Annotated in this window: 15 protein-coding genes; 9 read left to right on the forward strand and 6 right to left on the reverse strand. The window is 70.2% G+C overall.

Translation table 11 applies throughout. From position 1 onward, the window contains the following. The first annotated feature begins 20 nt into the window (after positions 1–20). A complete protein-coding gene (locus ABZ453_RS27270) occupies positions 21–1589 on the forward strand; it encodes an amidohydrolase (protein WP_359018639.1) in 1569 nt (522 codons plus the stop codon). A 197-nt stretch (positions 1590–1786) separates the two neighbouring features. On the opposite strand, the gene ABZ453_RS27275 is transcribed toward ABZ453_RS27270, so the two are convergent. Together ABZ453_RS27275 and ABZ453_RS27280 are read right to left on the reverse strand one after the other, a co-directional pair. Continuing rightward, positions 1787–2647 carry a phosphatase PAP2 family protein gene (locus ABZ453_RS27275; protein WP_359018641.1) on the reverse strand — a complete coding sequence of 287 codons (861 nt, stop codon included), beginning with the start codon at positions 2645–2647 and terminating at the stop codon, positions 1787–1789. Between the two features lie 131 nt (positions 2648–2778). Then, positions 2779–3813, reverse strand: coding sequence for a LacI family DNA-binding transcriptional regulator (locus ABZ453_RS27280; protein ID WP_356771538.1), 1035 nt, complete (start codon positions 3811–3813; stop codon positions 2779–2781). 337 nt (positions 3814–4150) lie between these two features. Between ABZ453_RS27280 and ABZ453_RS27285 the strand changes: the two genes are divergently transcribed. From ABZ453_RS27285 to ABZ453_RS27300, 4 genes are all read left to right on the forward strand, one after another. Continuing rightward, positions 4151–5425 carry an extracellular solute-binding protein gene (locus tag ABZ453_RS27285; RefSeq protein WP_359018644.1) on the forward strand — a complete coding sequence of 425 codons (1275 nt, stop codon included), beginning with the start codon at positions 4151–4153 and terminating at the stop codon, positions 5423–5425. Positions 5426–5525: 100 nt separating this feature from the next. Next, the gene (locus ABZ453_RS27290; protein WP_359018646.1) at positions 5526–6476 is read left to right on the forward strand and encodes a sugar ABC transporter permease; all 951 of its coding nucleotides are present in this window, start codon (positions 5526–5528) and stop codon (positions 6474–6476) included. A gap of 13 nt (positions 6477–6489) precedes the next feature. Then, positions 6490–7398, forward strand: coding sequence for an ABC transporter permease subunit (locus tag ABZ453_RS27295; RefSeq protein WP_359018648.1), 909 nt, complete (start codon positions 6490–6492; stop codon positions 7396–7398). Positions 7399–7614: 216 nt separating this feature from the next. Further along, entirely contained in the window at positions 7615–9291 is a 1677-nt protein-coding gene (locus tag ABZ453_RS27300) for a glycoside hydrolase family 13 protein (protein WP_359018650.1), read from the forward strand. Between the two features lie 19 nt (positions 9292–9310). Here ABZ453_RS27300 and ABZ453_RS27305 read toward each other — a convergent pair whose 3' ends face one another. Then, the gene (locus tag ABZ453_RS27305) at positions 9311–10159 is read right to left on the reverse strand and encodes a LysR family transcriptional regulator (protein WP_359018652.1); all 849 of its coding nucleotides are present in this window, start codon (positions 10157–10159) and stop codon (positions 9311–9313) included. 104 nt (positions 10160–10263) lie between these two features. Between ABZ453_RS27305 and ABZ453_RS27310 the strand changes: the two genes are divergently transcribed. Further along, on the forward strand, positions 10264–10989 hold the full coding sequence (locus tag ABZ453_RS27310; RefSeq protein ID WP_359018654.1) for an SDR family oxidoreductase: 726 nt from the start codon (positions 10264–10266) through the stop codon (positions 10987–10989). 48 nt (positions 10990–11037) lie between these two features. Here the strand turns inward: ABZ453_RS27310 and ABZ453_RS27315 are convergent, their stop codons facing one another. Then, positions 11038–13110, reverse strand: coding sequence for a carbohydrate-binding module family 20 domain-containing protein (locus ABZ453_RS27315; protein ID WP_359018656.1), 2073 nt, complete (start codon positions 13108–13110; stop codon positions 11038–11040). A gap of 190 nt (positions 13111–13300) precedes the next feature. Here ABZ453_RS27315 and pulA point away from each other — a divergent pair, with 190 nt between their 5' ends. From pulA to ABZ453_RS27330, 3 genes are all read left to right on the forward strand, one after another. Continuing rightward, positions 13301–18670 carry a pullulanase-type alpha-1,6-glucosidase gene (gene pulA, locus ABZ453_RS27320; protein WP_359018658.1) on the forward strand — a complete coding sequence of 1790 codons (5370 nt, stop codon included), beginning with the start codon at positions 13301–13303 and terminating at the stop codon, positions 18668–18670. Between the two features lie 72 nt (positions 18671–18742). Continuing rightward, positions 18743–20377 carry a fused response regulator/phosphatase gene (locus ABZ453_RS27325; RefSeq protein WP_359018660.1) on the forward strand — a complete coding sequence of 545 codons (1635 nt, stop codon included), beginning with the start codon at positions 18743–18745 and terminating at the stop codon, positions 20375–20377. A gap of 33 nt (positions 20378–20410) precedes the next feature. Continuing rightward, positions 20411–20770, forward strand: a complete 360-nt coding sequence (locus ABZ453_RS27330) for an isomerase (RefSeq protein WP_359018662.1) — start codon at positions 20411–20413, stop codon at positions 20768–20770. A 25-nt stretch (positions 20771–20795) separates the two neighbouring features. Here the strand turns inward: ABZ453_RS27330 and ABZ453_RS27335 are convergent, their stop codons facing one another. Further along, complete coding sequence (locus ABZ453_RS27335; RefSeq protein WP_359018664.1) at positions 20796–21485, reverse strand: TetR/AcrR family transcriptional regulator; 690 nt, start codon at positions 21483–21485, stop codon at positions 20796–20798. 137 nt (positions 21486–21622) lie between these two features. Next, positions 21623–23545: a hypothetical protein gene (locus ABZ453_RS27340; RefSeq protein WP_359018666.1), complete on the reverse strand. Its 1923-nt coding sequence runs from the start codon at positions 23543–23545 to the stop codon at positions 21623–21625. Positions 23546–23588 lie beyond the last annotated feature (43 nt).

Below are 23588 nucleotides of genomic sequence, written 5' to 3' on the forward strand. Positions count from 1 at the left end.
ACAAAGGAGTTCATCGCCTCATGGCAACCCCCGACCTGATCCTCACCGGCGCCAAGGTCCGCACCCTCGACCCCGAGCGGCCCCACGCCACCGCCGTCGCCGTACGCGACGGGGTGATCGTGGCGGTCGGCGACGAGGGGGACGTACGCGCATGGCGCGGGCCCGGCAGCGAGGTCGTGTCCCTGGACGGGGCGCACCTCGTGCCCGGCCTTGTCGACGCGCACAGTCACCCGGTGTGGGGGCTGGACATGGCGACCGGGGTCGATCTGTCGGGGGTGACGGACCTGGCGGGGCTGCGGGCGGCCCTCGCCGGGGCCGGGCGGACCGACGGATGGGTCCTGGGCTTCGGCCTCGACCACAACGCGTTCGAGGGGCGGCCCGTCGACCGCGCGCTCGTCGAGGACGTCCTCGGGGGTGCGCCGGCCTTCCTGCGTCTGTACGACGGTCACTCGGCGCTGGTGACCGGCGCGGCGCTCGCGGCGGCCGGCGTGACGGGTCCGCGGGCCTTCGCCCAGCGCTCGGAGGTGGTCTGCGACACCTCCGGACGGCCCACCGGCCACCTCGTGGAACACGCGGCGATGGATCTCCTCGCCGACGTCGTGCCCCGGGCGTCGTACGCGGCCCGGCGCGCCCGGCTGGTGGAGCTGCTGTCGGCGATGGCGGCGACCGGGCTGACCGGGGCGCACGTCATGGACGCGGGCGATCCGGAGCTCGTCGAGTCGGTGGCCCGGGAGACCGTGCTGCCGGTCCGGCTGCGGTTCGCTCCGTGGTGCATGCCGGGAGTGTCCGAGGACGGGCTGGCGGAGCTGGTCGCGTCGCAGGGGCGCGGTGGGCGGCACTGGCGGGTCGCCGGGGTCAAGTTCTTCATGGACGGCACGGTCGAGGGTGGTACCGCCTGGCTGGAGCACGCGGACTGCCACGGGCAGGGCACGGCAGCGTTCTGGCCGGACCCCGAGGCGTACGCGGCCGCCGTACGGCATCTGCACCGGGCCGGAGTGGGTACGGCCACGCACGCGATCGGGGACGCGGCGGTGGGGCATGTGCTGCGGGTGGTGGCGGGGCTGGGGCCCACGGCGTACGGCCGCCATCGGATCGAGCACATCGAGACGGCGCCGGACGCGTTGCTGCCGCGGTTCGCGGAGCTGGGGGTCGCCGCATCGATGCAGCCGCCGCACACCGGGTACACGCGGGCCGACGGTACGGACGAGTGGTCGCGGCGGCTGGGGGGTGAGCGGGCTCGGCGTGCGTGGCGGCTGCGGGACCTGCGTGACGCGGGCGCCACACTGGCGTTGGGGTCGGACTGGCCGATCGCGCCGTACGACGTGCGGGCCGTGCTGGCGACCGCGCGGGCGCCGCGGGGGGCGGCGTCGTGGCGGGCGGGGCTGAGCGGGCTGGAGGCGCTGGAAGGGTGCACCAGTCATGCGGCCCGCGCGGCGGGGGAGGAGGGGGTGGCGGGGCGCGTCGCCGTGGGGTACCGCGCCGACCTGACGGCTCTGGGGGTTGATCCCGTGGAGGCGCCGGCGGACGAGGTGGCCCAGGCGCCGGTGCGGTTGACGGTGACCGGGGGGCATGTGGTGCATCGGGGGTGAGCGTCTATGCCTGCGGCGCCTGTGCGGGTTCGGTGGGGGTGCGCGTGGCGCCTACGGTTTGGTGGTGGGTCGGGGCCGGGGCGGGGGTGTCCGTCCTCGGTCGGGCGGTGCTGTGGGTCGTGTGGTGCTGTTTGTTGACGCCCGACACTGCGGGCGGACACCCCCCGCCCCGTCCCCTTTCCGCCGTGGGCGCGTGGTCACACCCTCGTCGGCAGCGGGCGCCTCTTCGTGTCGTCAGCGACCAGTTGGGGGAGTGAGTACGGCAGTGCGCCGTACCAGAGGCGGGCCACCGTGAAGCCGAAGGTCAGGCAGAGGATGCCGCCCACCGCGTCGAGCCAGAAGTGGTTGGCCGTGGCGACGATCACCATCAGGGTGGCCGCCGGGTAGAGGAGACCGAGGACGCGGACCCAGGGGATGCGGGCCAGGGTGAAGATCGTCAGGCCGCACCACAGGGACCAGCCGATGTGCATGGACGGCATCGCGGCGTACTGGTTGGACATGTGCTTGAGGTCGCCGGAGGCCATCGAACCCCAGGTCTGGTGGGCCGTGACCGTGTCGATGAAGGTGCTGCCGTTCATCAGGCGGGGCGGGGCGAGGGGATAGAGGTAGTAGCCGACCAGGGCCACACCGGTGGTGGCGAAGAGCACCAGTCGCGCCGCCGCGTAGCGGCCCGGGTGGCTGCGGTAGAGCCATACCAGGACGGTCAGCGTGACGATGAAGTGCAAGGTGGCGTAGTAGTAGTTCATGCCGACGATCAGCCAAGTCACGGAGTTGACCGCGTGGTTGACGGACTCCTCCACGGCGATGCCCAGGTGGTGCTCGGCTCTCCAGATCCAGTCGGCGTTGCGCAGGGCTTCGTTTCGCTGCTCCGGTACCGCGTTGCGGATGAGTGAGTACGTGTAGTAACTCACCCCGATCAGCAGGATCTCGAACCACAGGCGGGGTCTGCGCGGGGTACGCAGTCGTCGCAGGAACCGCGGCCTGTCCGGGGCCGTGACGGGGTCCGGAACGGCCGTCTGATCACGGTCTTCCAGACTGGTCACGGTCGAGTCACCCATAGGCACAAAGTCTGCCAGAAATGCGTTCTGTCACCGATCATCCCCCGGTCTGGTCCGGGGCGCATGTTCTACAACAGACGGACGGGCGCGCCTACTCCCAGCGCACGGGGAAAAATCGCGGATTCTCCGCCCTAGGGACGATTCCGCTCCCCGGGCGCCGACGCCGTCGAGCCCCGGACCACCAGTTCCGGCATGAAGACGAACTCGCTGTGCGGCGCGGGCGTACCGCCGATCTCCTCAAGCAACGTGCGCACCGCTGCCTGGCCCATCGCCGGCACCGGCTTGCGGATCGTGGTCAGGGGCGGGTCGGTGAAGGCGATCAGCGGGGAGTCGTCGAAGCCCACCACGGAGATGTCCCGCGGTACGTCGAAGCCGTGCTGGCGGGCCGCGCGGATGGCGCCGAGCGCCATCATGTCGCTCGCGCACACGATGGCCGTGCAGTCGCGGGCGATCAGCGCGGTGGTGGCGGCCTGGCCGCCCTCCAGGGTGTAGAGCGAGTGCTGGACGAGGTCGGTCTCCACCTTGTCCGCGGTCAGTCCGAGCTGGTCCTGCATCGCGCGGACGAAGCCCTCGATCTTGCGCTGCACCGGCACGAAACGCTTCGGGCCGAGGGCGAGGCCGATACGGGTGTGGCCGAGGGAGACGAGGTGGGTGACCGCGAGGGTCATCGCGGCGCGGTCGTCGGGCGAGATGAAGGGGGCCTGCACCTTCGGCGAGAAGCCGTCCACCAGGACGTAGGGCACGCCGTGGGCGCGCAGGCGTTCGTAGCGCTCCATGTCGGCGGTGGTGTCGGCGTGCAGCCCGGAGACATAGATGATGCCGGCCACCCCGCGGTCGACGAGCATCTCCGTCAGCTCGTCCTCGGTGGAGCCGCCGGGGGTCTGGGTGGCGAGTACCGGGGTGTAGCCCTGCCGCGTCAGCGCCTGGCCGATCACCTGGGCCAGGGCCGGGAAGATGGGGTTCTCCAGCTCCGGGGTGATCAGGCCCACCAGGCCCTCGCTGCGTTGCCGCAGCCTTACGGGACGCTCGTAGCCGAGCACGTCCAGTGCTGCGAGCACGGACTGGCGGGTGGTGGCGGCGACGCCCGGCTTGCCGTTGAGGACGCGGCTGACGGTCGCTTCGCTCACCCCCGCCTGAGCGGCGATGTCGGCAAGCCGTGTGGTCACGGCACCGGACTGTACCGGCCGTATCGTCATCGCGGTCCCTCTGTTCTGGTCGGTGCACCTTGTCCCGCATGGGGATGATTCCCGTGCCGGAGCCGGATGGCAAGAGCTTGCAGAGTCTTGCACAACCCGGCTCCGGGCCGCTCAAGCCCGCAGACGCGCCTGTTTTCGGGTCTCGTCGGGGTTGATGAGGAGTCACGGCGAGGTAACTTCCGGCGTCCCTTGCAGTTTTTTGCAGCAAGGTCTTTCGCAACGCTTGCATCGCTGTTACGTTCCCTGTCGCCCGGCCGCCGCGACGGCGCAGTCGGCAGTAACACGGGCTCACCCTCAAGGAGAACTCATGCGGCGTGGCATAGCGGCCACCGCGCTGGTGGCGTCCCTCGCCCTCGCGGCGACGGCCTGCGGCGGAAGCGACAGCGGCAGCGGCAAGTCGGACGGTCCGGTCACCATCACCTGGTGGGACACCTCCAACGCCACCAATGAGGCACCCACCTACAAGGCCCTGGTCAAGGAGTTCGAGGCCGCCAACAAGGGCATCAAGGTCAACTACGTCAACGTCCCGTTCAGCGAGGCGCAGAACAAGTTCGACACCGCCGCCGGCTCCAAGGGCGCCCCGGACGTGCTGCGTTCCGAGGTCGGCTGGACCCCCGCCTTCGCCAAGAAGAGCTTCTTCCTGCCGCTGGACGGCACCGAGGCCCTCGCCGATCAGAGCAAGTTCCAGCCCAACCTGGTCAAGCAGGCCCAGTACGAGGGCAAGACCTACGGCGTCCCGCTGGTCACCGACACCCTCGCCCTCGTCTACAACAAGGCCCTGTTCAAGCAGGCCGGCATCACCGACGCCCCCAAGACCTGGGACGAGCTGAAGGCGGACGCCGCGAAGGTCAAGGACAAGGCCAAGGTCGACGGCTACTGGGGCTCCACCCAGGCCTACTACGCGCAGACCTTCCTCTACGGCGAGGGCACCGACACCGTCGACGCCTCCGGCAAGAAGATCACTGTGGACTCGGACGCCGCGAAGAAGGCCTACGGCACCTGGCTGAGCCTCTTCTCCGGCAAGGGCCTGCACAAGGCGGACACCACCGCCGACGCCTACTCCCACATCCAGGACGCGTTCGTCAACGGCAAGGTCGCCGCGATCATCCAGGGCCCGTGGGAGATCACGAACTTCTACAAGGGCAGCGCCTTCAAGGACAAGTCCAACCTCGGCATCGCCACCGTCCCGGCCGGCTCCAGCGGCAAGGCGGGTGCCCCGACCGGCGGCCACAACCTGTCGGTGTACGCCGGTTCGGACTCCGCGCACCAGAAGGCGGCCCTGAAGTTCGTCAACTTCATGACTTCAGCGAAGTCCCAGACCGAGATCGCGCTGAAGAACTCCACGCTGCCGACGCGTGACGACGCCTACACCGCCGAGGTCAAGGCCGACCCGGGCATCGCCGGCTTCCAGACCGTCCTGCCCGCCGCCCAGCCGCGCCCCGCGCTGCCGGAGTACAGCTCCCTGTGGGGTCCGCTGGACACCGAGCTGCCGAAGATCGCCGGCGGCAAGGAGTCCCTGGACAAGGGCCTGAGCAACGCTGAGCTGGCCATCGCCAAGCTGGTGCCGGACTTCAGCAAGTAAGCCCCGCGTGGCCGCCGGATCCCTTGAACATGGGGGAGGGACCCGGCGGCCACCGGCCTGCGCGCCGTACTCCTTGATCCCCTCGAAGGTGCCGAGAACCATGACAGTCGTCGTCCAACGCCTCAAGCGCGGCTACCAGAAGCACTGGTACGCCTACGCGATGATCACCCCCGTGGCCGTCGTGCTCGGCGTCCTCGTGCTGTACCCCCTGGTGTACGGCCTGTATCTGACGCTCACCGACGCCAACAGCCTCAACACCGCGCGTACGATCGGCGTCAACCACATCGACGCAACGTACAAGTTCATCGGGCTCGACAACTACAAGGACATCCTGTTCGGCCCGACCTCCTACGACCGCTTCTGGTCGCACTTCGTCTGGACGATCGTCTGGACGGCCCTGTGCGTCGCCCTGCACTACACGATCGGTCTCGGCCTCGCCCTGCTGCTCAACCAGAAGCTGCGCGGCCGCACCTTCTACCGGCTGGTGCTGATCCTGCCCTGGGCCGTGCCGACCTTCGTCACCGTCTTCGGCTGGCGGTTCATGCTCGCCGACGGCGGGATCATCAACTCGTTCCTGCACGCGCTCCACCTGCCGACGCCGGACTGGCTGGAGGACACCTTCTGGCAGCGGTTCGCCGCCATCATGGTCAACACCTGGTGCGGTGTGCCGTTCATGATGGTCTCGCTGCTCGGCGGCCTGCAGTCCATCGACACCTCGCTGTACGAGGCCGCCGAGATGGACGGCGCGAGCGCCTGGCAGCGGTTCCGCTTCGTCACTCTTCCGGGTCTGAGGTCGGTCAGCTCCACCGTCGTACTCCTCGGCATCATCTGGACCTTCAACCAGTTCGCGGTGATCTTCCTGTTGTTCGGCAACACGGCCCCCGACGCGCAGATCCTCGTCACCTGGGCGTACTACCTCGGCTTCGGACAGCAGCCGCGCGACTTCGCACAGTCCGCCGCCTACGGCATGCTGCTGCTGGCCATCCTGATCGTCTTCACCTCGTTCTACCGCCGCTGGCTGAACCGCAACGAGCAGCAGCTCGCGATCTGAGGCAGGAGTTCCCATGAGTACGACCACCGTCGAGACCTCCGCCGAGGCGCGCGCGGCCCGCCCCGCACCGGCCGGCCGGCGCTTCCGCCGCCGCGGCGAGCAGAGCCTGCCGGGGAAGCTCACCTCGCACGGCATCCTGATCGTCGCCAGCCTGATCGCGCTCTTCCCGATCGTCTGGCTGATCTTCCTCTCGCTCGGCCCGGACAAGGACGACTACCTCCATCCGGGCGGTATCTGGAAGAAGATGACGTTCACCAACTACTCGTTCGTGCTGCGGCACACCGAGTTCTTCGACTGGCTGAAGAGCTCGCTGATCGTCTCGCTGGGTACGACGGTCATCGGCGTGCTGATCGCGGCCACCACCGGGTACGCGGTCTCCCGGATGCGCTTTCCGGGCTACCGGAAGTTCATGTGGGTGCTTCTGCTCACCCAGATGTTCCCGGTGGCCGTACTCATGGTGCCGATGTACCAGATCCTCTCGGACCTCGAGCTCATCGACAGCTACCTTGGACTGATCCTGGTCTACTGCTCGACCGCGGTGCCGTACTGCGCCTGGCTGCTCAAGGGCTACTTCGACACCATCCCGTTCGAGATCGACGAGGCCGGACGCGTCGACGGGCTGACCCCCTTCGGCACGTTCGCGCGACTGATCCTGCCGCTCGCCAAGCCGGGCCTGGCGGTCGCGGCCTTCTACAGCTTCCTCACGGCCTTCGGCGAGGTCGCGTTCGCGTCGACGTTCATGCTGTCCGACACGAAGTACACGTTCGCGGTCGGTCTGCAGACCTTCGTCAGCGAGCACGACGCCCAGCGCAACCTGATGGCCGCGACCGCGGTGCTGATCGCGATACCGGTGTCCGCGTTCTTCTACCTCGTCCAGAAGAACCTGGTGACCGGTCTCACGGCCGGCGGAACGAAGGGCTGAATCGCCGGTTCAGCAGCGCCCCGAAAGGGGCGCGAAGAACTGCGCGACCAGCCACGACGGCGCCGCACCCGAAACCCGAGACGGCCGCGGTGTCCATCCGACCCCGCTGTCACCGCGGCCGTCTCGTCAGCACCGCTGTACGCACACCTGACCCCATGACCCCTCCCCCACTCTCGAATTCGCTCGAGCGGGGACCCCCACCGCACCAAGGACGCCATGAGCCAGCAGCACACCGCCATCGCCCCGGCACCGAACCCCGCCAAAGCCCAGCGCAGCGACTGGTGGCGGGACGCGGTGATCTACCAGGTCTATCCGCGCAGCTTCGCCGACAGCAACGGTGACGGCATGGGGGATCTGGAAGGCGTACGTTCCCGACTGCCGTACCTGCGCGATCTGGGCGTCGACGCCGTGTGGCTCAGCCCCTTCTACGCCTCCCCGCAGGCCGACGCCGGCTACGACGTCGCCGACTACCGGGCCGTCGATCCGATGTTCGGCAACCTGCTCGACGCGGACGCGCTGATCCGTGACGCGCGGGAGCTGGGTCTGCGGATCATCGTCGACCTGGTGCCCAACCACTCCTCCGACCAGCACGAGTGGTTCAAGCGGGCGCTCAGGGAAGGCCCGGGCTCGCCCCTGCGCGACCGCTACCACTTCCGTCCCGGCAAGGGCGTGAACGGGGAGCTTCCGCCCAACGACTGGGAGTCGATCTTCGGCGGCCCGGCCTGGACGCGGGTGACCGAGCCGGACGGCACCCCCGGCGAGTGGTATCTGCACCTCTTCGCCCCCGAGCAGCCCGACTTCAACTGGGAACACCCGGCCGTCGGCGACGAGTTCCGCTCCATCCTGCGCTTCTGGCTGGACATGGGCGTCGACGGCTTCCGCATCGACGTGGCCCACGGCCTCGTGAAGGCGGCGGGTCTGCCCGACCTCGGCTCCCACGACCAGGTCAAACTGCTGGGCAACGATGTCATGCCGTTCTTCGACCAGGACGGTGTGCACGAGATCTACCGCCAGTGGCGGCTGATCCTCGACGAGTACAGCGGTGAGCGCATTTTTGTTGCCGAGGCGTGGACCCCGACCGTCGAGCGCACCGCCAACTACGTCCGCTCCGACGAGCTCCACCAGGCCTTCAACTTCCAGTACCTGGCGACGGCCTGGGACGCGAGCGAACTGCGCGAGGTCATCGACCGCACGCTCGAGGCGATGCGTCCCGTCGGCGCCCCCGCCACCTGGGTCCTGTCCAACCACGACGTCACCCGGCACGCCACCCGCTTCGCCAACCCACCCGGCCTCGGCACCCAGATCCGGCTGGCCGGCGACCGCGAACTCGGGCTGCGCAGGGCCAGGGCGGCCACGCTGCTCATGCTCGCGCTGCCCGGGTCGGCCTACGTCTACCAGGGCGAGGAGCTCGGTCTGCCGGACGTCGTCGACCTCCCGGACGAGGTGCGCCAGGACCCGGCGTACTTCCGGGGCGCCGGCCAGGACGGCTTCCGTGACGGCTGCCGGGTGCCGATCCCGTGGACGCGCACGGGATCGTCGTACGGCTTCGGCGGCGGCGGGAGTTGGCTGCCGCAGCCGGCCGGCTGGGGAGAGCTGAGCGTGGAGGCGCAGACGGGGACGCCGGGTTCGACGCTGGAGCTGTACCGCACCGCCTTCGCCGTCCGCCGTGACCACCCCGACCTCGGCGCCGGTGACTCGGTGGAGTGGCTGCGTGCCCCCGAGGGCGTACTCGCCTTCCGGCGCGGGGAGTTCGTGTGCGTCGCCAACACCGGCGGGGAGTCGGTGACGACTCCGGCGTACGGCCGTGTCCTGCTGGCCAGCGGTGAGGTGACCGAGGCGGACGGCGAGACGAAGGTGCCGGCGGACACGACGGTGTGGTTCACGGCGGACTGACGAGAACATCCCGGGCCGGTCAGAGCCGGGTCGCGGCCCTGACCAGCCCGGCGACGGCTCGGGAGCGGCTGTGCGGCGGCCAGGCGATGACGGTCGTGACCGCCGGGGCGTCCACCACCGGCACGACGGCCAGGCCGTCCGGCAGCTGGGTCCGGCTCGACTCCGGCGCGATCCAGCAGGTGCGGCCGAGCGCGATCAGCTGGAGCAACTGGGCGTGGTCCCGGGCCTGTGGTCCGGGACCGTCCGGGTACGTTCCGTCGCGGTCGGGCCATCGGGGCAGCGGCAGGTCGGGCAGCTCGGTGACCTCGGCCGTCCGTACCTCGCTCCGGGCGGCGAGGGGGTGTCCGGCCGGCAGGATCACCACCTGTTCCTCCGTGCGGAGCTCCTCGGTGTCGAAGCCGGAGGTGGTGTCGAACGGCAGATGCAGCAGCGCCACGTCGGCCCGGCCGTCGCGCAGCATGCCCTCCTGCTCGCCGATCCCGCACAGCAGCAGATCGACGGCGACGGCGTCGGGTTCGGCGGCGTAGGCGTCGAGCAGTTTCGCCAGCAGCTCGCTGGAGGCGCCGGCCTTGGTGGCGAGGACCACGCCGGGGCGGCCGGTCGCCGCGAGGGCGGCGCGTCGGGTCCGGCGCTCGGCGGCCTCCACCGCGTCCAGCGCCGCCCGGGCCTCCCGCAGCAGCACCGCACCGGCCTCGGTCAGGGTGACCGCACGGCTGGTCCGCTGCAAAAGCGTGGCGCCGAGGCGCCGTTCGAGCAGGCTGATCGCCCGTGACAGCGGGGGCTGCGCCATCCCGAGCCGCTCGGCGGCCCTGCCGAAGTGCAGCTCCTCCGCGACGGCGACGAAGTACCGCAGCTCACGCGTCTCCACACCGCCAGCGTACTCGGCCGCACCTGGATCGATACCCGGGCGGTATCGCCGCCCACCCGATCGGTGTTGGCCCGCGCCCAGGGGGCTCGACCAGGATCGACGGTATGAGCGAACAGACGATCGCGCTGGTGACCGGCGCGAACAAAGGCATCGGATACGAGATCGCGGCGGGCCTGGGCGCCCTGGGCTGGCTGCTCGGGGTCGGCGCGCGGGACGAGGAGCGGCGCGAGAGCGCCGTGGCGAAGCTGCGGGCGGCCGGCGTCGACGCGTTCGGGGTACCGCTCGACGTGACCGACGACGCGAGCGTGGCCCAGGCGGCGAAGCTGGTCGAGGACCGCGCCGGACGCCTGGACGTGCTGGTCAACAACGCGGGCATCACCGGCGGCATGGAGCAGTTGCCGACCACGGTCGACGTGGCGACGGTACGGACGGCGGTGGAGACCAACGTGCTCGGCGTCATCCGCGTCACCAACGCGATGCTGCCGCTGCTGCGTCGCTCGCGGGCGCCGCGGATCGTCAACATGTCCAGCAGCGTCGGCTCCCTCACCCGGCAGTCCACGCCCGGTACCGAGGTGGGTCCGATCGCCGTCGCCTACGCGCCGTCGAAGACCTTCCTCAACGCGGTGACCGTGCAGTACGCCAAGGAGCTGAGCGACACGGACATCCTGATCAACGCGGCCTGTCCCGGATACTGCGCGACCGACCTCAACGGCTTCCGAGGGGTCCGCACCCCGCAGCAGGGCGCGGCCGTCGCGATCCGGCTCGCCACCCTCCCCGACGGCGGTCCGAGCGGCGGCTTCTTCGAGGACGAGGGGGAGGTGCCCTGGTGACGTCACGGGGGCGCGACCACGGACGGTGCGACCGCGCCCCCATGCCCGTCACTTCCAGGTGTCGTTCGTGGAGTACCCCGACGAACTGCCCGTCGTGAACGAGCGGTTGGTTCCGGACTCCCAGGTCACGTTCCCGGAGCCGTCCTTCTTGACGTACTTGTACGTGAAGGCCGTGCTCTTGGGGACGATCACCAGCTTGCTCCATGTCGGGTACGACTCCGACGACAACGGGATCGCGTCGCTCGGGTTCCAGGCGCCGAGGGAGGCGAGGGAGCCGACGACGTAGACGTTGGTGCCCCAGGCGGTCGTCGCCGTCTCGTGGAAGGTGACGTCGGTGGCGTCCGTGTCCGCCACGTTCCAGGAGTTGTTCAGGGAGACCGCCGAGGACGTGGTCGTGGCGGACCTGTTGGCGTTCGACTCCCAGGTGACGTTCCCCGAGCTGTCCTTCTTCAGGTACTTGAAGGTGAAGGACGTGTTGATCGGCACGCTGACCTCGCCCGACCAGACCGGGTAGCCGGAGGAGGACAGCGGGATCGCCTTCGAGGTGTCCCAGCCGCCGAGCGCCGGGATGGAGCCGACGACGTAGACGCTCGTGCCGGACGTCGTGGACGCGTACTCGTTGAAGGTGGCCTCGACCGTGGAGCCGGAGGAGCCGCCGCCGGTGTCGCCGCAGCCGACCGTGCAGGTGTAGGAGGCGTTGTAGAAGGCGACCGCGCTCTTGGCGGGGACGGTGATCGAAGCGCTGCCGCCCGACACCGTCACCTTGCTCGCGCCGCCGTCGATCACGTTGGCGTACGTGCCGTCCGCCATGCCGGTGGTGAAGGTGTAAGTGGCGGACGCGGAGCCGTTGTTGAGGGCGAAGAAGCCCGCGCCGGAGCGGCCGAAGCCGATGACGGTGGAGGACTTGGTCTGCCAGTTGGAGACGGCCGCCCTGTCGGCCGCGTTGTGCCAGGCCACCATGCCGACCACCGCGGTGTCCCGGTCCAGGCAGTACCAGGAGCCGTTCGCGCAGTCCGTGTTCGTCACGAAGCCCGAGGAGTTCGGCGGGGCCTGGTCACTCTGGGTCCACTCCCAGCCGGCGTACACGGTCGGCGTCGACCACTTGTAGGCCAGCTGGAAGAGGTTGGCGAGCTTGTAGGTGTCGCCGTCCTTGTAGGACAGGTGCAGGCCGTTGCGCTCGGTGTCGTGGTTGGTCACGAAGGACACCGAGTTGGCGGCCGGCAGGATGCCGCTGCTCTCGATCGACGCCAGGTCGCTGACGTTGCCCTGGAAGGCCGACTTCAGCTTGCTCGCGTAGGTGAAGTCGAGGACGTCACCGGAGGCGTAGTAGTCCGCGGGCTGCGGGGTCGAGCCCGGGTAGACCTCCTGGAAGACGTACGGCGCCGTCCCGGACGTCGTGTTCGTCAGCTTCGACTCGATCGCCGCCAGATCGGCCTCGGGGATGTGCTTGGCCGCGTCCACGCGGAAGCCGTCGACGCCCAGGGCGAGCTGGGAGTTGAGGTAGTCGGCGATGCCGGTGCGGACGTGGTCGGAACCGGTCCGCAGGTCGGGCAGGCCGAGCAGTTCGCAGTTCTGGACCTGGGTGAGGTTGGAGTAGTCCTGGATGGTCAGGTCGGAGGTGGGGCAGTCCGAGGAGTCGTGGTAGTCGGCGCGGGCCCACTCCGGGGTGTCGTACTTGCTGGTGATCGTCGTGCCGTTGTAGCCGGTGCCGGTCTGGGCGGCGGTGTGGTTGATCACCGCGTCCGTGTAGACCTTGACGCCGGCCTGGTGGCAGGTGCTCACCATCGACGTGAACTTCGCCGCCGTCCCGAAGCGGCTGTTCAGGTCGTAGGAGTAGGGCTGGTAGACATCCCACCAGTAGTAGCTGGACTGCTTGAGCGACTCCGCGGGGGGCGCGACCTGCACCGCGCCGTAGCCCGCGGGGCCCAGCACCTGGGTGCACTCGGAGGCGACGGAGTCCCAGTTCCATTCCCAGAGGTTGGCGATGACGTCGCCCTTGGCGGTGGTGTCCGCGTGCGCGTCGGCGGCGGGCAGCGCCACGGCGCCCGCGAGGGCCAGCGTGCCGGCGGCCACGGCAGTCGCCGTGCGCCGGAAGACACCTGGGGGGTGGTGTCTGTTCATGTGCGGCTCCGATGAGGGGTGTTTGGGTTTCAACCAGTGGTGAGAGTGGGGCAGTTGAGAAGGGCACGTCAAGATTGGCGTTGAAACTTCTTGCTATGAGTTTCAATACTCTTGCTGTAAACCTTTCGGCAGCGATACGGTCGCGCGGGGTCGGACCCACCAGAGCCGTCATCGCAAGGAGTTCCCGCCTGTGATACCGAGAGCGAGACGGGTCGCGGCCGTCACCGTCGTGGCCGTTGCCGCCGCCCTGATCCAGCCACTGGCCGCCCGGGCGGCCACCCCGCCCCCGCCGCCCTCCGACAGGAAGCTCGCCACCGAGCCCGCCCGGCACGACGACACCCGCGAGCAGTTCTACTTCGTCATGCCGGACCGTTTCGCCAACGGCGACACCGGCAACGACAAGGGCGGTCTGACCGGCTCACGCCTGTCCACCGGCTACGACCCCACCGACAAGGGGTTCTACCAGGGCGGCGACCTCAAGGGCCTGACCCGGCGCCTCGACTACATCAAGGGCCTGGGCACCACCGCCATCTGGATGGCCCCGATCTTCAAGAACAGGCCCGTGCAGGGCACGGGGAGCAACGCCTCGGCGGGCTACCACGGCTACTGGATCACCGACTTCACCCAGGTCGACCCGCACTTCGGCACCAACAAGGACCTCGAGACCCTGATCTCCAAGGCACACGCCAAGGGCATGAAGGTCTTCTTCGACGTCATCACCAACCACACCGCCGACGTCGTCGACTACCGGGAGAAGTCCTACGACTACCTCTCCAAGGGCGCCTTCCCCTATCTGACCAAGGACGGACGGCCCTTCGACGACGCCGACTACGCGGACGGGAAGAAGAAGTTCCCGGCCGTCTCCGGCGCCTCCTTCCCGCGCACCCCCACGGTCACGAGCCGGTCGAAGGTCCCCTCCTGGCTCAACGACGAGACGATGTACCACAACCGCGGCGACTCGACCTTCGCCGGGGAGTCCGCGACCCACGGCGACTTCTCGGGCCTGGACGACCTGTGGACCGAGCGGCCCGAGGTCGTCAGCGGCATGGAGAAGATCTACGAGCGGTGGGTGCGGGACTTCGCCATCGACGGGTTCCGGATCGACACCGTCAAGAACGTGAACATGGAGTTCTGGACGCAGTGGGCGACCGCGCTGGACAAGTACGCGGCCGAGCACGGCCGTAAGAACTTCTTCATGTTCGGCGAGACCTACTCCGCCGACACCTCGGTCACCTCCCCGTACGTCACCCAGGGCCGCCTCGACGCCACCCTGGACTTCCCCTTCCAGGACGCGGCCCGCGCCTACGCCTCCCAGGGCGCCGGCGCGCAAAAACTCGCGGGCGTCTTCGCGGACGACTACAAGTACACGACCGACAAGGCCAACGCCTACGAGCAGGTCACCTTCCTCGGCAACCACGACATGGGCCGGATCGGGTACTTCCTGAAGCAGGACAACCCGAAGGCGACGGACGCCGAGATCCTCAAGAAGGACGAACTCGCCAACGAGGTCATGTTCCTCAGCCGGGGCAACCCGGTCGTCTACTACGGCGACGAGCAGGGCTTCACCGGCTCCGGCGGCGACAAGGACGCCCGCCAGACCATGTTCGCCTCCAAGGTCGCCGACTACCTCGACGACGACGAGATCGGCACCGACCGCACCGCCGCGAACGACGCGTACGACACACGTGCGCCGCTCTACCGGCAGATCAGCGCCCTCGGCAAGCTGCGCAAGGACAACCCGGCCCTCGCCGACGGAGTGCAGACCCAGCGGTACGCGGCCGACGGCCCCGGCGTCTACGCCTTCTCGCGCACCGACGCCCGGACCGGCCAGGAGTACGTGGTCGCCCTCAACAACGCCGGCGAGGCGAAGTCGGCGACCTTCGCGACCGGTTCCGCGGGCATGAAGTTCCATGGCATCTACGGCACTGCGGAGGACGCCACCTCCGGAGCCGACCGGCAGGTCACCGTCACCGTCCCGGCCGGGTCGGCGATCGTCCTCAAGGCGGCCGGCAAGCTCGCCGAGCCGGCCGTGAAGCCCACCCTCACCCTCAAGGCCCCCGACGCCGGCGCCACCGGCACGGTGGAGCTGTCCGCCGACGTCACCGGCGGCGGGCTCAACCGGGTCGTCTTCGCCGCCCAGGTCGGCGACGGCAGCTGGCGGACGCTCGGCTCCGCCGACCACGCCCCGTACAAGGTCACCCAGACCATCGCCGAGGACGTCCCGGCCGGAACGCCCCTGCGCTACAAGGCGGTCGTCATCGACTCGGCCGGGCACACCGCGTCCGCCACGGCCGCGTCCACCACCGGCACCCCGCCCGCTCCGGAGGTCCCCACCGCCTCCTCACGCGACTACGCGATCGTCCACTACAAGCGCACCGACGGCGACTACGACAACTGGGGCCTGTACGCCTGGGGCGACCTCGCCGACGGTGAGGCCACGACCTGGCCCGCCAGCCACCCCTTCGTCGGCCGGGACGCCTACGGGGCCTTCGCTTACGTCAAGCTGAAGCCGGGCGCCTCGAGCGTCGGATTCCTCGTCATCGACAAGAACGGCGACAAGGACGTCTCCGCCGACCGCTCCATCGACGTCACCAAGACCGGTGAGGTGTGGATCGAACAGGGCAAGGAGACCGTGCGCACCACCCGGCCCGACTACCCGGCGCAGGACAGGACCAAGGCGGTCATCCACTACCACCGCGCCGACGGGAGCTACGACGGCTGGGGCCTGCACGTCTGGACCGGCGCCGCGAACCCCACCGACTGGTCGAGCCCGCTGAAGCCGGTCAGGACCGACGCCTACGGCGCGGTCTTCGAGGTGCCCCTCACCGACGGTGCCACCAGCCTGAGTTACATCATCCACAAGGGCGACGAGAAGGACCTGCCCGCCGACCAGTCCCTGGACCTCAAGGCGAACGGCTACGAGGTGTGGCTGCTGAACGGACAGGAGAAGTACCTGCTGCCCCAGCCCGCCGGCTCGGCCGCCGCGCTCGACCTGACCACCTCCAAGGCCGTCTGGATCGACCGCGACACCGTCGCCTGGAACGGCTCGGACGCGGCCGTCTCCACCCAGTTGCTGTACTCCCACGACGGCTCGATCGCCGTGAAGGACGGCACGCTCACGAGTGACGACGAGCGCTGGCTGCGGCTGGAGAGGACGACCCTCACCGACGCGCAGAAGACCAGGTTCCCGTATCTGAAGGACTACACGGCCTGGTCGGTCGACCCGCGCGACCGCAGCCGGGTGCGCCAGGCCCTCGACGGGCAGCTCGTCGCCTCCCAACGGGCCGCGAACGGCGCGGTGCAGGCGGCGACAGGCGTCCAGATCGCCGGCGTGCTCGACGACCTGTACCCGGGCGCGACCAAGGCGGAGCTGGGCCCGACGTTCCCCAAGGGCCGCCCCACCCTGTCCGTCTGGGCGCCCACCGCGCGGAGCGTGTCGCTGGAACTGGGCGGTTCCCTCAAAGCGATGCGCCGCGACGACTCCACCGGCGTCTGGTCCGTCACCGGCCCCGCGTCCTGGAAGGGCAAGGAGTACCGGTACGTCGTGAAGGTGTGGGCGCCCAGCGTCCGCAAGGTCGTCACCAACAAGGTCACCGACCCCTACTCGCTCGCCCTCACCGCGGACTCCGAGCGCAGCCTCGTCGTCGACCTGGACGACAAGTCCCTCGCCCCGAGCGGCTGGTCGGGCCTCGCCAAGCCCAAGGCCGTACCGCTGCGGGACGCTCAGATCCAGGAACTGCACATCCGGGACTTCTCCGTCGCGGACAAGACCGTGCCGGCCAAGGACCAGGGCACCTATCTCGCCTTCACCGACAGCAACAGTGACGGATCGAGGCATCTGCGGGAACTGGCCAGGTCCGGCACGTCCTACGTCCATCTGCTGCCCGCCTTCGACTTCGCCACCGTGCCGGAGAAGAAGGCCGACCAGGCGACACCCGACTGCGACCTCGCCTCCTACCCGGCCGATTCCGACCAGCAGCAGGCCTGCGTGGCGAAGACGGCCGCCAAGGACGCCTACAACTGGGGCTACGACCCCTACCACTTCAGCGTCCCGGAGGGCTCGTACGCCACCGACCCCAACGGCACCGGGCGCACGGTCGAGTTCCGCGAGATGGTCAAGGCGCTCAACCAGGACGGGCTGCGGGTCGTCATGGACGTCGTCTACAACCACACCTCCGCCGCCGGTGAGGCCGACACCAGCGTGCTCGACCAGATCGTGCCGGGTTACTACCAGCGGCTGCTCGCGGACGGCTCGGTCGCCAACAGCACCTGCTGCGCGAACACCGCGCCCGAGAACGCCATGATGGGCAAGCTGGTCGTCGACTCGATCGTCACCTGGGCCAAGGAGTACAAGGTCGACGGCTTCCGCTTCGACCTCATGGGCCACCACCCCAAGGCCAACATCCTGGCCGTCAGGAAGGCCCTCGACGCGCTCACCCTCAAGAAGGACGGCGTCGACGGCAGGAAGATCATCCTGTACGGGGAGGGCTGGAACTTCGGCGAGGTCGCCGACGACGCCCGCTTCGTGCAGGCCACCCAGAAGAACATGGCCGGCACCGGCATCGCCACCTTCTCCGACCGCGCCCGGGACGCCGTCCGCGGCGGCGGCCCCTTCGACTCCGACCCCGGCGTCCAGGGCTTCGCCTCCGGTCTCTACACCGATCCCGGCCCCTCCACCGCCAACGGCACTCCGGCCGAGCAGAAGGCCCGTCTGCTGCACTACCAGGACCTGATCAAGGTGGGTCTGTCCGGCAACCTCGCCGCCTACCGCTTCACCGACACCGACGGCAAGGAGGTCACCGGCGCCGAGGTCGACTACAACGGGCAGCCCGCCGGATACGCGGACGCGCCCGGCGACGCCCTCGCCTACACCGACGCCCACGACAACGAGTCCCTGTTCGACGCGCTGACGTACAAGCTGCCCTCGGCCACCTCCGCCGCCGACCGCGCCCGGATGCAGGTCCTGGCGATGGCGACGGCCACCCTCTCGCAGGGGCCGTCCCTGTCCCAGGCGGGCTCCGACCTGCTGCGCTCGAAGTCCCTGGACCGCAACTCCTTCGACAGCGGCGACTGGTTCAACGCGATCCACTGGAACTGCGCCGACGGCAACGGCTTCGGGCGGGGCCTGCCCATGGCGGCCGACAACCAGTCCAAGTGGCCCTGGGCCAAACCCCTGTTGGGCACGGTGAAGGTGGGGTGCGAGCAGATCGACGGTGCCTCGGCCGCCTACCGCGACCTGCTGAGGATCCGTACGACGGACAGCGTGTTCTCGCTCGACACGGCCGGACAGGTGCAGTCGAAGCTGTCCTTCCCGCTGTCCGGGAAGGACGAGACACCCGGAGTGATCACCATGGAACTCGGTGATCTCGTCGTCGTGTTCAACGCGACGCCGACCCGGCAGGAGCAGCGCGTCCCGGACCTGACAGGAATCTCTTACCGCCTGCACCCTGTGCAGGCGGCGGGCGCGGACTCTATCGTCAAGTCGTCGTCGTACGAGCGGAAATCGGGCACGTTCGTCGTTCCGGGGCGTACTGTGGCGGTGTTCTCCCGGACTGCCTGATATCGGCATTACCTTTGGTGGGACAGGCCCGTCACCCGGGTCTGTCCCACCGGTGCTGTCCAAGGGCTGGAGATGGACGTCAACGGCAAACTGACAGGCACGACCGTGCTGGTCGTGGACGACGTGGCCGCGAGCCGGTATGCCATGGGCACCGTGCTGCGGCGCGCCGGCCACGAGGTCGTCGCGGTCGCCAGCGGCTCCGAGGCGCTGGCCGAGATCGACGTACGGCTGCGCAAGGGCACCCTGCCCGACGTGGCCCTGGTCGACGTGCACCTGCCCGACATGAGCGGCTTCGAACTGTGCCGCCGGCTCAAGGACCGACCGCACATGGCCGGGCTGCCGGTCGTGCACTTCTCGGCCCTGTCCGTGGCCCCGACCAACCGCTGCGAGGGGCTGGACGCGGGCGCCGAGGCGTATCTGACGGTGCCCGCGGAGCCCGAGGAGATCGAGGCGGTGGTGCGCTCCGCGGTCCGCGCGGCCCGGCTGCGCGCCGACGACCAGGCGCTGGTACGGCGACTGCAGCTGCTGTCGGAGACGATCGTGACCATCCAGGCGGCCCGCTCCCTGCGGGAACTCGCCGAGGTGGCCGCCGAGGGCGCCGCGCGGCTGATCGGCTGCCCGGCCGCGGTGTTCGTGCTCGACCAGGACGACGAGCTCTACCGGGGTCTGTCCCGGGACCGCACCGCCCTCGCCCTGCCCGACGAGGGCGCCCACCGGGCCGTGGCGGGCCTGCTGCGCCGGCTGACCCGGGGACAGGCGGGGGTGCAGATCACCACCGTGCCCGCCCCGTTGTGGCCCACCGGGTTCTTCCGGCCCGGGGTGCAGCACGACGCCCGCCTCGCGCTGGTGCTCACCCAGGACGGCAAGGCGCCGGTCTGCCTGGCCACGCCCACCCGTGGGCTGCGCCGGGTCAGCCCCGAGGGCGAGGCACTGCTCGCCCAGCTCGCCCAGGCCACCGCGCTGGCCGCCGAACCGCTGCTGATGTACCAGGTGGAGCGGCATGTCGCGCTCACCCTGCAGCACAGCTTCCTGCCGCAACGGCTGCCCGAGCTGCCGGGCGTGGACCTCGCGGTCCGCTATGTGCCGGCGTCCAGCGACACCGAGATCGGCGGCGACTTCTACGCCGCGCTGCGGGTCGACGGCGGCGTCCTCACCGCCGTCGGGGATGTCGTGGGGCACTCGCTGGACGCGGCGACCGTCATGGTCGAGCTGCGGCACGCGCTGCGCGCCTACTGCGTCGACGAGAGCGACCCCGCCGTGCTCGCCGAGCGGCTCGACCGGTTGCTCCAGCGCTACCACGCCGAGGTCACCGCCACCGTGTGCCTGGCGCTGATCGACCCGGCCAGCGGGCGGACCCGGATCGCCAACGCCGGGCATGTGCCGCCGCTGATCCTCGGGGCGGACGGCAGCGCCGAGTACGTCAAGGCGTCCGGTCCGCTGCTCGGCGTGGGGCTGCCCCATCCGCCGCCCACCGAGCTGCTCCTGGAGCCCACCGACCGGCTTCTGATGATCACCGACGGTCTGATCGAGACCCGCGGCATCGACCTCACCGACTCCATGGAGCACCTGCGCGCGGCCGCCGTGGGCGCCCTTCCCGGCCTGGACGCCCTGTGCGACACCCTGCTGGCCTCCTTCGGCCACGACCGCGAGGACGACATCGCGATGCTGGCCCTCCAACTGAGGAACGCAACTGAGGAACTAGGGTGAGCCGGTAGCCGCCGTCGTAGAACAGGGGTGCCCATGCCGCAGATCACCGTCGATCACTCGAAAGCGATCTCGTTCGACCGGGAGGGCTTCGCGCTGGACCTCCATCACGCGCTCGTGGAGATCGCCGCCGCCAAGCCCGAGGCCTGCAAGACGCAGTTCCGGGCGTCCCAGGTCACCGCGTTCGGCTACGAGGACCCCGGGGACTTCGGTCACGCCGTCGTGCACGTCACCATCGGGCTGCTCGCCGGCCGCACCGACGAGACCAAGGCGCGGCTGACCGAGGCCGTGCTGGAGCTGCTGAAGAAGCACGTCGAGGACGACGGCCCCGCCACCCTGCACGCCTCCGCCGAGGTCCGCGACCTCGATCCCTCCTACCGCAAGTTCGAGCGCTGAGGCCCGCTCCGGTCCCGGGCCCTCCTCAGGACGCCAGGGCGAGCAGCCGGGCGACCAGGTCCGCGAAGGGCCCGTCGGCCGGCTCGTTCTGGACCATCTTGCGCAGCAGCGCGCCCATCTCGTCGTCGTAGGCGGCGCTCACCGCGGCCAGCGCGGCGAAGTCGTGCACCAGTTGCGCCTCCAGCTCGGCGCGCGGAATGCGCCGGCCGTCCAGCCAGATCAGCGCGGTCGACTCGGCCAGCGAGATCCAGGAGCGGACGACCAGTTCCAGCCGCGCGGGCGGGTCCTCCACGCCCAGATGCGACAGGATCTGGTCATACGCGGCCTGCCGTACGGCGTCGATGAGCGCGTTCGTGTTGGAGGAGCCGACCGCCGGGCCGCCGCGCATCAACGCCGAGAAACCGGGCCCGTGTTCGTCCACGAAGTCGAAGAACCGGTGCATCGCACGCAGCAGCCGTGCCCCCAGCGGGCCTTGGTGCGGCTCCTTGAACCGGCCCGCCAGATCGTCCGCCGCCCGCCTCAACGCGGCCTCGTACAGGCTGAGTTTGCCGGGGAAGTAGTGGTAGACCAGCGGCCGGGAGATGCCCGCGGCGGCTGCTATCTCGTCGATGGAGACGTCGTCGGGAGATCTTTGGCTGAACAGTTCGAGGGCGACGCCGATCAACTGCTGCCGCCGCTCCTCGACTCCCATTCTGCGGCGTACTCCGGTGGTCATGCGAACACCTTACCGATCGGATCCGGCCCCGAACGGACGAGACCGACCAAGGGTGTTCACATCTACGCGGCGTCGTAGGTCGGCGGCGAGAGCACCTTCGGACTCGAACTCCGCTGCCACTGGCGGGTGTTGACCCCTCAGCCGAGCCCGCTCAGCACCCGTCCGTCCGTCAGGGTCGCCTTCAGCTCGGCCTGCGCTCCCGGGCGGGCCCGCACGACCAGCGACTTCCCCTGGGCCGAACCCGTGACCCCGCCGGACGCGCCGATCGACGCCGTGCCCTCGCTGCCCGCCGCCAGCAGATACCAGTGCCCCGCCTCCGACTTCCACAGCACCCCGGCGAGGACATGCGGATCCTTCGTGCCGCACGCCGGCGAGTTCTCGGCCTTCGCCGCGACCGCCCCGTACGTCCCGCCCGGCGTGCGGAACTGGGCCAGCACACGCGGGCCGGCGCCGCTCCACGTCTCGGCCCGGGTGCACACCCAGTCCGCCGAACCGTTCGCCTCGGGCAGCGCTTGGGCGGCATACGTCCAGGCGTTGACACCGCGCACCCCCGCCGACCGCATCGCCGACAGCGAGCAGGCGTACGGAGCCCAGACACGCAGCCCCTCCGCGCCGGAGGAGTCACGTTTCGCGCCGGGCCGCCCGGTGGTGAGGCGGGCCGGGACCAGTTCGCCGAGGTCGGTCAGCAGATGCGTGCCCGTGTCGTCGGTCAGCTCCAGCACGTTCCACGAGGCGCAGCTACCGGTCTGCTGGGCGGCACTGGCCAGGGGTGAGGTGATGCCCCCGGTGGGGCCGAGGTCCATCGCGCCGGCGCCCGGCTTGAGCAGGTCGCGCTCGGCGGCCCGGGTGACCCAGGGCGCCGTCAGATAGCGGACGTTGCCGTCGGCCCGGCCCAGCACCAGCGCGCTCGCCTCGGTCCGGTCCGCTCCGTCGACCCGAGCGAAGTCGAGCGCGGCGCCCTTGGTGCCGTCCTTCGGCTCGGCGTAACGGGCGATGCGCAGCCCGTCGTACAGGATCACCACCCGCGCGCTGTCGACGTCCCCCGCGTACAGCAGCTGCGGCGGGCCGGCGGGGCCGCCGGAGGGGGTGTCGGGTGTCGCGGAGACCTGGACGTGCTCGCTGGGGCGGGCCCAGACGGCGAGGGCACGGCGCAGCAGCGGCTTGTCGCCGGTGAGGTCGCCGCGGGCCGGCCAGACGGAGAAGTCCGTGCGGGCCGAGGACTGCCAGGCGGTGGGCGGGACACGGAGGAGCTTGGCCGGGTCGAGGGCGGCCTCGGCGGCCGGGTTCTGCGCGTAGGCGGGAGCGGCCGCGCCGTCGGGACCCCAGCCGCCGCCGGGCAGGGCGAGCAGCGCCCCGCACACCGCGAGGGCCGCGGCGGCGGCGAGCGCGGCCCGGGTGTGCTGCCGGCGCCGCATCAGGTCGGTGGGCCGGGCGTGCAGCGAACAGGGGTCGAACTCGGGGGAGTCCAGGTGGGGATGGTGTGCCGCCGGGATCTCGTCGGCCTCGTTCAGCGCCTCGTCCACGTCCGCGCAGCCGGCCGCCGTGAGGATCGCGCGGACGTCGCCGTCGGGGAGTCGCTCCAGTCCGCGCAGGACATAGGCGGCGCGGCCGGGGCCGGACAGCGTCGACAGCCGCTGGTCCAGGGCGAGTTCGTCGGCGCCGCCCGAGCGGGGGAACAGGCGCAGGCCCCACACCTGGGGGAGCAGCGGCGGCAGCTGGGAGCGCCTCGGCCACGCGGTGAACCTGAGCGGGAGGCCCGCCTCCAGAGCGGTGCGCAGCACCTGGAGCCGGACGAAGGCGTAGCCCGGGTCGCCGTCCCGGCCCTTGGACTGGGCCGGGATCAGGGGTGCCGAGGCCTTGCCCCTGGGCAGGGCGCGCTGGACCAGCGCATGGGCGGTCACCACGCGCCGGTTGCGGCCCAGGCTCGGCGGCAGCACCAGGTAGGCGAGCCGGACCAGCCGGGGGTAGTGCTCGACGAGCGCGGCCTCGGCCTGCTCGACGTCGACGACCGGCTCTGCTGAGGACGGTGCGGGGCGCGGGGCGACATCCTGTGACTGCACGTTCAGCAGAACGAGCGAATCGTCGGATGGTCACCGCCACCCG

The organism is Streptomyces sp. NPDC005799 (genome assembly GCF_040630525.1).
Lineage (GTDB): Bacteria > Actinomycetota > Actinomycetes > Streptomycetales > Streptomycetaceae > Streptomyces > Streptomyces griseorubiginosus_B.